At 48.2% G+C, this 7515-nt stretch carries 5 protein-coding genes and 2 pseudogenes; 1 reads left to right on the forward strand and 6 read right to left on the reverse strand.

Features of this window, described 5'->3' with window-relative positions:
• Nucleotides 1-27: 27 nt before the first annotated feature.
• The 4 genes from BCA33_RS14015 to BCA33_RS22835 all read right to left on the reverse strand — a co-directional run bounded on the left by BCA33_RS14015 (nucleotide 28) and on the right by BCA33_RS22835 (nucleotide 5552).
• A complete protein-coding gene (locus tag BCA33_RS14015; RefSeq protein ID WP_071266783.1) occupies nucleotides 28-1014 on the reverse strand; it encodes an aldo/keto reductase in 987 nt (328 codons plus the stop codon).
• 18 nt (nucleotides 1015-1032) lie between these two features.
• Nucleotides 1033-4176: an amino acid adenylation domain-containing protein gene (locus BCA33_RS14020; RefSeq protein ID WP_083394764.1), complete on the reverse strand. Its 3144-nt coding sequence runs from the start codon at nucleotides 4174-4176 to the stop codon at nucleotides 1033-1035.
• Nucleotides 4177-4285: 109 nt separating this feature from the next.
• The gene (locus BCA33_RS14025; protein ID WP_071266787.1) at nucleotides 4286-4915 is read right to left on the reverse strand and encodes a LysE family translocator; all 630 of its coding nucleotides are present in this window, start codon (nucleotides 4913-4915) and stop codon (nucleotides 4286-4288) included.
• 7 nt (nucleotides 4916-4922) lie between these two features.
• Nucleotides 4923-5552, reverse strand: coding sequence for an ABATE domain-containing protein (locus BCA33_RS22835; RefSeq protein ID WP_071266789.1), 630 nt, complete (start codon nucleotides 5550-5552; stop codon nucleotides 4923-4925).
• Nucleotides 5553-5643: 91 nt separating this feature from the next.
• Between BCA33_RS22835 and BCA33_RS14035 the strand changes: the two are divergent.
• Nucleotides 5644-6132: pseudogene (locus tag BCA33_RS14035) on the forward strand (group II intron maturase-specific domain-containing protein); the annotation flags it as partial.
• 20 nt (nucleotides 6133-6152) lie between these two features.
• Here the strand turns inward: BCA33_RS14035 and BCA33_RS14040 are convergent.
• Together BCA33_RS14040 and BCA33_RS14050 are read right to left on the reverse strand one after the other, a co-directional pair.
• Nucleotides 6153-7239, reverse strand: a pseudogene (locus BCA33_RS14040) (IS3 family transposase).
• Nucleotides 7240-7358: 119 nt separating this feature from the next.
• The coding region (locus BCA33_RS14050) for an IS3 family transposase (protein WP_139173012.1) at nucleotides 7359-7515 on the reverse strand (157 nt) is incomplete at its 5' end.

Here is a 7515-nt window from a genome sequence, read left to right on the forward strand (position 1 = left end):
CTGTTGCTGTTTTTTTGTGAGAAACTATCATTGGGACCACCACGTGGGCACGCGATCCCAACGGTGTTTACGAAGTTCGCTAAGAAGGGCTGGGGGGAGTGAGCTGCCATCGCTGACGGCTGTATTTGCAAGTACATGCTGAAGCTTGCGCATTCCCGGAATAGTAGTGCTCACGGCGGGGTGGTGAAGAATAAATCGCAACGCTAATTCAGCCATAGTCCAACCCTCAGGAGTGATAGGGCGGAGCGCTTGGGCTCTGGCTACGCTTGCTGTGAGGTTCTCCGGAACAAAATAGCTGTTTCGCCAATCTCCTTCTGGCCAAGTCATATCCTTACGTAATGTCCCTGTGAGCGTCCCCTCGTCAAACGGCACTCGTGCGATAACTGCGATATCTAACTGCTCACACACCTTTAGCAGGACATCCTCCGGCGCTTGGTCAAATATGTTGTAAATCACCTGAACCGAATCAATGAGGCCAGTACGCAGTGATTCTAGACAGTTCCATGGTTCCCACCTGTTGACGCTGATGCCAATGCCTTTTACTAAGCCCTGGCGTCGCCAATCCTCCACAATTTTTTTCCAGTCATCACCAAAGGCCCATGCATCTTCCCACACATGGAATTGCAGCAGATCAATGCTGTCAGTCCCTAGGTTGGTCAAGCTCCTTTCAACGTATTCCTGTAGGTAATCCTTAGGGAAAAGTTCATCAAATCGATCAGTTCGTTGTGATGGGAAAATCCGATTTTTGGGAGGGATCTTTGTAGCAATGTATAGTCGCTTGGCGGCTTTTGTTTCTCTAACTAAGCGTCCCAGCAATTTTTCGCTATAACCCCGTCCGTAGATCCAAGCGGTATCAAAATAATTAACGCCCTGTTGGACTGCCTCATGCAGTGACTCAATGCCGGACTCATCGTCTGCGCCAGTCCATCCACCTTCACCACCAGCGATACCCCACATGCCATAGCCAACCTCGCTGACGTCCCATCCTAAACGCCCCAATTTCCGATATTGCATTTCAAACTCCTTTTTGTGTTAGTTGAATGACAGAACTTCTTGTGATCGCAGAGATTCTTCAGCTAGCTGACGGGCATAGGCGGTCAGCAAATGCTTGTCGAATTTAGGCCAGTTCAACCCCGCTGCCTGCAACAACTGACGGGCTTGCCTCTGATCGAAGCGTTCAGCAGGGGTAACAACGCTAGAAAAGGAAGGTGATCCGGTTTCTTTTCCTCTAGATTGTGATGGAAGAGGGAGAGCCGAAAAAAGGGCCTTCAGCTCATTGTTGGCGTCCGGTTTTTGAATTTCATGTTTTATAACTTTGAAAAAATCCTGGTAGCTCACACGGCGCAGAGAAAGATCCAGTGAACCTAATTCCTCCATGAGCAGTCGAAAATCTGCTTCAGCAGGATTGAAAAGATGGTAGATTTGATTATCCGGGAACGAGTTAAAGATTCGCCAGCACAGGACCTTAGCCGTGACATCGACGGGTGTGTAGTCAAACGTCATTTCAATGTCTGGATAGATGCCACACTGTACTGAAGCACTTACTAACCTTGAGATAAAAGCCCTTGGGTTGTATACACCTTTTTCTGAGCAAGGCATCATCTCTCCTAATCGGTAAATTGTAGCCTTGAGACCCATCGCTTGGGCTTGCTCTACAAGCCCTTCACTGGCAAGTTTCGAAAGGCTGTAACCATCGGTTGGAAAATTGCAATCCGACGTCCATTCTTTTTCTTCGATCCGATGGTCTTTGGCTTCGTGGGCATTGAAAACGCTCAGTGTTGAGATATGATGGAACGACTTTGGCTTGCCCTCCAAAGCCAACTCAAGCAGATGCCGTGTGCCAATAACATTTGCGTTTCTTAGGGCTAGATAATCCTTCATAAAGTCAACGCTCGCAGCGCTGTGTACAACAGCATCGATCGTTTCGCTTAGAAAAGACCAATGGGTGGGGGTCAGTCCCAAGCGCATACTCGTTAACTCAGCAGAAACAATGCTAATCCGCTCACTTTGTATTGATGCAGGCAGCCCGTAGGCCAAAAGAGTTTGCCTTAGTCGCTTTATGCCCGCTTCTTCGCTGTGGCTTCGAACAACGCAATGAATGTGCGCGGAAGAGGTTTTGAGAAGTGTAGCTAATACCCTTGCTCCTACAAAACCAGTGGCACCCGTTAAGAGTATTTGTGTCGGGGGAGAGGCCAACGAACTCTTAAAAGACTGCAATGTAGCAAGTTTAGCGCGGCTCTCCTCAAGGTCCTTTTGCAAGGCAGCAGCACCATTGTCACTAGATCTTGTCTCCTCAAAATTCTGTTCAAGTCCTCTTGCAAGTGAATAAGCAGTCGTATAGCGATAAATGACATCAACAGCAACTTCTTGTTCAAGTCGTCTTTCAAGTAAAAGAATCAAGGTGACGGCTCTCAGCGAATCTCCACCTAGATCAAAGAAATCATCATCCAAGTCGATGTCCGTGCGTTCGAAAACCTCATGCATGGACTGAAGAACTGCAGCCTCAATTTCGTTGAGATTCTCAAAATCCACGTTTTGACCTGCGGTTGCCATTGATGTGGCTCCCGCTATCTCTAACAATTTTTGACGGTCAATTTTACCGTTCTGGTTCACCGGCATTTCTCCGAGAATCAGTATTCGTTTCGGTACAGACGATTCTGGTAGATGCTCTTGTAATTCTGCTTTCAGGGTGGATTCATTAGATGGCTGTGACAAGGACACTAATGCTGTAAGTTCGACGCGACCGCTTCCATCTTTTTGGGCAACGACCTTTGCCTCTAGCACTTGGTCAAAATCGAGCAGGCAACGTTCGATTTCACCAATCTCAATACGTACGCCGTCCACTTTAACTTGGAAATCTGATCGACCTTTATATTGTAGGTTTCCCTTTGTATCGATGAAGCCTAGATCTCCAGTGCGATAAAGACGATTGACTCTGAGGTTGACATAGGGATTGGGTGGAAATGAAAATGCCGTTTTCCAGTGCTCTCCAAGGTAACCTCGCCCCAAGCATTCCCCACCAATGACAATTTCTCCTACTTCTCCGCGTGGAAGCGCAATTAGCTCTTCGTTCGAAATAAACAGGAATGTGTTGTCAATTGGGCGACCAAGCGAAATATTGGTTTTGTCTTCATCGTCAACATCGTGAAAAACCATCCCAATTGAAGCCTCGGTGGGTCCATAAGTATTAGTTATCCCCACTTCTGGGAGAAGTCGTCGAAACTTTTGGACGGCTTTAGGATTGATTTCTTCGCCTCCAATCAGTAGCCGGCGTAGGGATGTGAGTTTTGAAATTCGTTGGGAGCTGACTGAGAGCATTTCAACCATGAAATTGAAAATAGTTGGAACAAAATCAGCCATAGTGATCTGGTGTTGAGCAATAAGATCAATGGTTGCGTCCAAATCGAGGAGACCATTCCGGTCAGGTATTACAACAGTATTCCCATTCATTAATGGCCATATCAATTGCCAGATAGATGAATCAAATACATGTTTACTGTTCTGCAGAATGACATCATCCGGTTGATCACCAAACCGCCGATTCATGCATAGAAACCGATTTAGAAGCCCTCGGTGTACGTTAAGACAGCATTTCGGGGTGCCCGTCGAACCGGAAGTGAAAAAACCATAACAGAGATCTTCTTGGAAATCTGGAAGACGGCCGGAGAACTGTTCGGCACCTTCAACGAGTTGGTAATCCAACTTATACCATGGACTAGAGGAAAAGGATTGATCGGAGCTACAAGAATATAGCACCACGGGCGGAGCCAGAGAATTGAGTGTTGCTAAAATGCGTGATGAAGGCCAAGCAGGGTCGATGGGGGCAAATGCACCACCAGCTTTCCAGATCGCAAGAATGGCTAAGGGAAGCTCTAGTCCATTCGTGCAGACAATTGGAACCATACTGTTACGTGTTACTCCATACTCCTGTAATATAGCTGCTAGTCTATTCGATTTTTCGTTAAGTGCTTTAAAAGATAGTCGTTGTGCACCAAAGATAAGAGCGGTCTTATTTGGAACCCGAACCGCTTGACGCTCAATCAAAGTTAATACCGTGACATCATTAGGAAGGCTATAAGTGGGCCCTTTCAGAATATCGTTTGATGGCAAATAAACAGGAGAGTGGGGGAGCTCCTGATTTTCTATTTTTAGTTTGCCTGCATTTTCTCTATCCATAAGTAATCTCCTTTTATCAGGCGCATAGTTTTTCAGGGCATCTCAGCGAGTGCTTACTGGCCTGTATTTATGAATTATTCAAAGTTAATAGCTCAAGTTAAACTAAGAGTTAGTTTGAGAAGACCAGACTGATACCGAGGCTAATGAAAACAACGCCGAGTGTTCGATCAAGCCATTTACCCACAGCATCGTTATCTCGAATCTTTCTAGAGATAAAATCCGCCCCAACGATTAGTACAGCTTCCCAGATCAGTGCGATCAATATAATAATGATGCCGAGGGTAATCATCTGCCACCACGCAGCCCCTTTATAGGGATCGACGAATTGTGGTAGAAATGCGATAAAAAATACTGCGACCTTTGGATTAAATAAGTCAACAAGTACTCCCTGCCGAAAAGTTTGGTAGCCACTCGCAGGCTTTGCTTGAAGAGTATCCACTCGGAATGACATGCCCCGAGATCTTAGGGCTTGAATGCCAAGCCAAACCAAGTAGCCGGCACCGATCAACTTTACAGCCAAAAATGCCGTCTCGGATGTGGCAATGATCGCTGAAACGCCCGCAGCGGCAGCGATCACATGAATCATCGCGCCGGTACAAACTCCCCAGCTGGAAAGAAAGCCTGTTTTGTAGCCTTGAGCAATGGTGCGACTAAGAATATAAACGTGATCTGAACCCGGTGAAACGTTTAGCAAAACCGCAGCTGCTAGAAAAAGCATGAATTGCTCAATATCTTCCATCCTTCAGCTACTCCTTGTGAGGTTTTCCCTTTATCCGCTGGATGTGTTTGCTGACCTTTTCCCTGTTGCCGCACGTTTTCATGCTGCACCATCGTCGGCGTCCACCTCGGGAAATGTCTCGAAATAGCCAGCCGCAACGAGGGCAACTCTTTAATGTTCGCGCCTGAAGGTCTCCAATAAGCAGTCCTAGCGCATCCCAGGCCAGCAAGCCTAGTATCATTTGTTGATTGCTAACCACTGATTGATCTTTGAGCGCAGTTAATCCACCAATTAAAGCTAGCTGCAGAGCCTCTTCATTGGAGTGAGCGTAGCTGAGTATCTTCCTTACAGCCCACACAGGCGGGGGCGACGATTGCGTTACAGAGTGAAAAGTAGCCCATGCTGCTTCTCTCAACTCCCTCGCTCCCTGCATTCCAGTCTCTTTGCATTTTTCCACAGAGATAGATCCCTCGGCAGATATCAAGCCCGCACTAACAGCCCACGTCCGAAGTGCTTCGTCGTCTGAGAGACGATCCTCTCTTGCACTCAAATCAACTCTGTCGGAGACAGTGTTAACGAAATCCAGTATCGGACTCCCACCTACAAAATGTCGTGCATGCCACCTCCCCATAGGGGATAACTCAATCTTATTAACCATTCAAGCACCTTTTACCGGTTATCTCAATAATATTAAATAAATGTAATTATAGCCACCCCACAAGAACGATGCATGCGTAATTAGAGCTTTACACCGCATCATCCGCAAGCGAAGCCGGTACGGCGACATGCGGGTGGTGACGACAATCCCCCGGGATAAGGCGCGTAACTTTGCAGCATCCTTAACCGCCAAGCTGTCAGGCAATTACAGTGAAAGCAAAATTGACATGGTCGAATCCATCAACCGAAAGCTGAAAGGCTGGGCGGCGTTCTATCAGTTCGTCGACTATAAAGCGAAAGTCTTCAGCTATATCGATGGTGTCGTGTTCTGGAAACTGGCCCATTGGCTGGGCCACAAATATCGCTCTCGGCTCAAACCACTGATGCGCCATTGGTTTAAAGCCCCAGCCTCGGGTCAAAGTAAGACTTGGGTGCTGTATGGCAAAACCAACCTAGGGCTGTTCAGTGGAGCCATCTTGTACCGACTCGTCGGTCACGGGAAGAAGCGATTTCGGTGGCGTCTTCCGGAGGGTAATCCCTACCTGAGGACTGATGGGCATAACGGTAATCCCCCATTTTAAGAGGGCATCAAAAGTAGAGTTCAGGCCACCATGGCCAATTTCTGTTGTGGGGTAATGCCTCCGAGAGCCATGTTGGGCCGTTCATTATTGTAGGTCCATAGCCACTGCGTTGCATATTCCTGAACATCTTCAATCGAGTGGAACAGGTATTGGGCCAGCCAGTCATAGCGCACGGTGCGATTGTAACGCTCGATATACGCATTCTGCCGCGGGTTGCCGGGCTGAATAAAGACCAGTGTAATATCGTGCCTCTTAGCCCAGGCGGCCAAGGTGGCACTGATGTATTCTGGGCCATTGTCGCAGCGAATTTGCATGGGCTTTCCCCGCCACTCGATGATCTGATCCAGGGCCCGGATAACACGCTCAGAGGGCAGTGACAGGTCTACCTCAATGCCAAGACCTTCCCGGTTGTAATCGTCAATCACATTGAACAGCCGGTAACTGCGCCCATCCTCTAACTGGTCATGCATGAAGTCCATGGACCAACTGATGTTGATGGCCGTAGGCACCGCCAATGGCTCGGGTTTCTCACGTACCAGCCGTTTACGAGGCTTGATGCGTAGGTTCAGCTCCAGTTCCCGGTAGATCCGATAAACACGTTTGTGGTTCCAGGGGTAACCCTTCACGTTGCGCAGATACAGAAAACACAAGCCAAAGCCCCAGTTTCGCTGATTATGGGTTAAGCGCACCAACAGATCCGCGATCTCGGCATTTTCACTGCTGAGCTTAGCCCGGTAGCGATAGCAGGACTCACTGACACTGAAGACCTCGCAGGCTTGGCGAATGCTACAACGAGCAGCGGCAACGGCTTTGTGCGCCATCTCGCGGCGGAGAGATGGCTTTACCACTTTCCCTCAAGAGCTTCCTTGCGCAACTCAGCTTTGAGCCGTTCTTCGGCATACATCTTCTTCAGCCGCCGGTTCTCATCCTCAAGCTCTTTCATACGCTTGATCATGGAGGTATCCATGCCGCCAAATTTGGCTCGCCACTTATAAAAACTGGCACTGCTCATGCCGTGCCCGCGGCATAGCTCCGGAACGGGCACACCGCTCTCGGCTTGCTTCAAGATCGCCTGATCTGGCTATCGGAAAAACGTGATTTTTTCATGCAGAATCTCCCTGCGTGTAGCTTACGGAAAATTCTACTTCTGATCACCGCTCTTTATCGGGGGGATTACCGCATGATGCTTCCAAAATTGGTCCTACCCACGAAAAATAGACACTCGGTTATGCGCATCTGCGCTCGTATTCCACCGGGCTGAGATAGCCCAAAGTGGAGTGCCTTCTCTTTCGGTTATAAAAGATTTCGATGTACTCGAAGATAGCGGATTTGGCCGCTGCGATCGACTCGAAACACTCAGCGTAGATCAACTCCACCTTAAGC

This window comes from Marinobacter sp. AC-23, from assembly GCF_001858325.1.
Taxonomy (GTDB): Bacteria; Pseudomonadota; Gammaproteobacteria; order Pseudomonadales; family Oleiphilaceae; genus Marinobacter.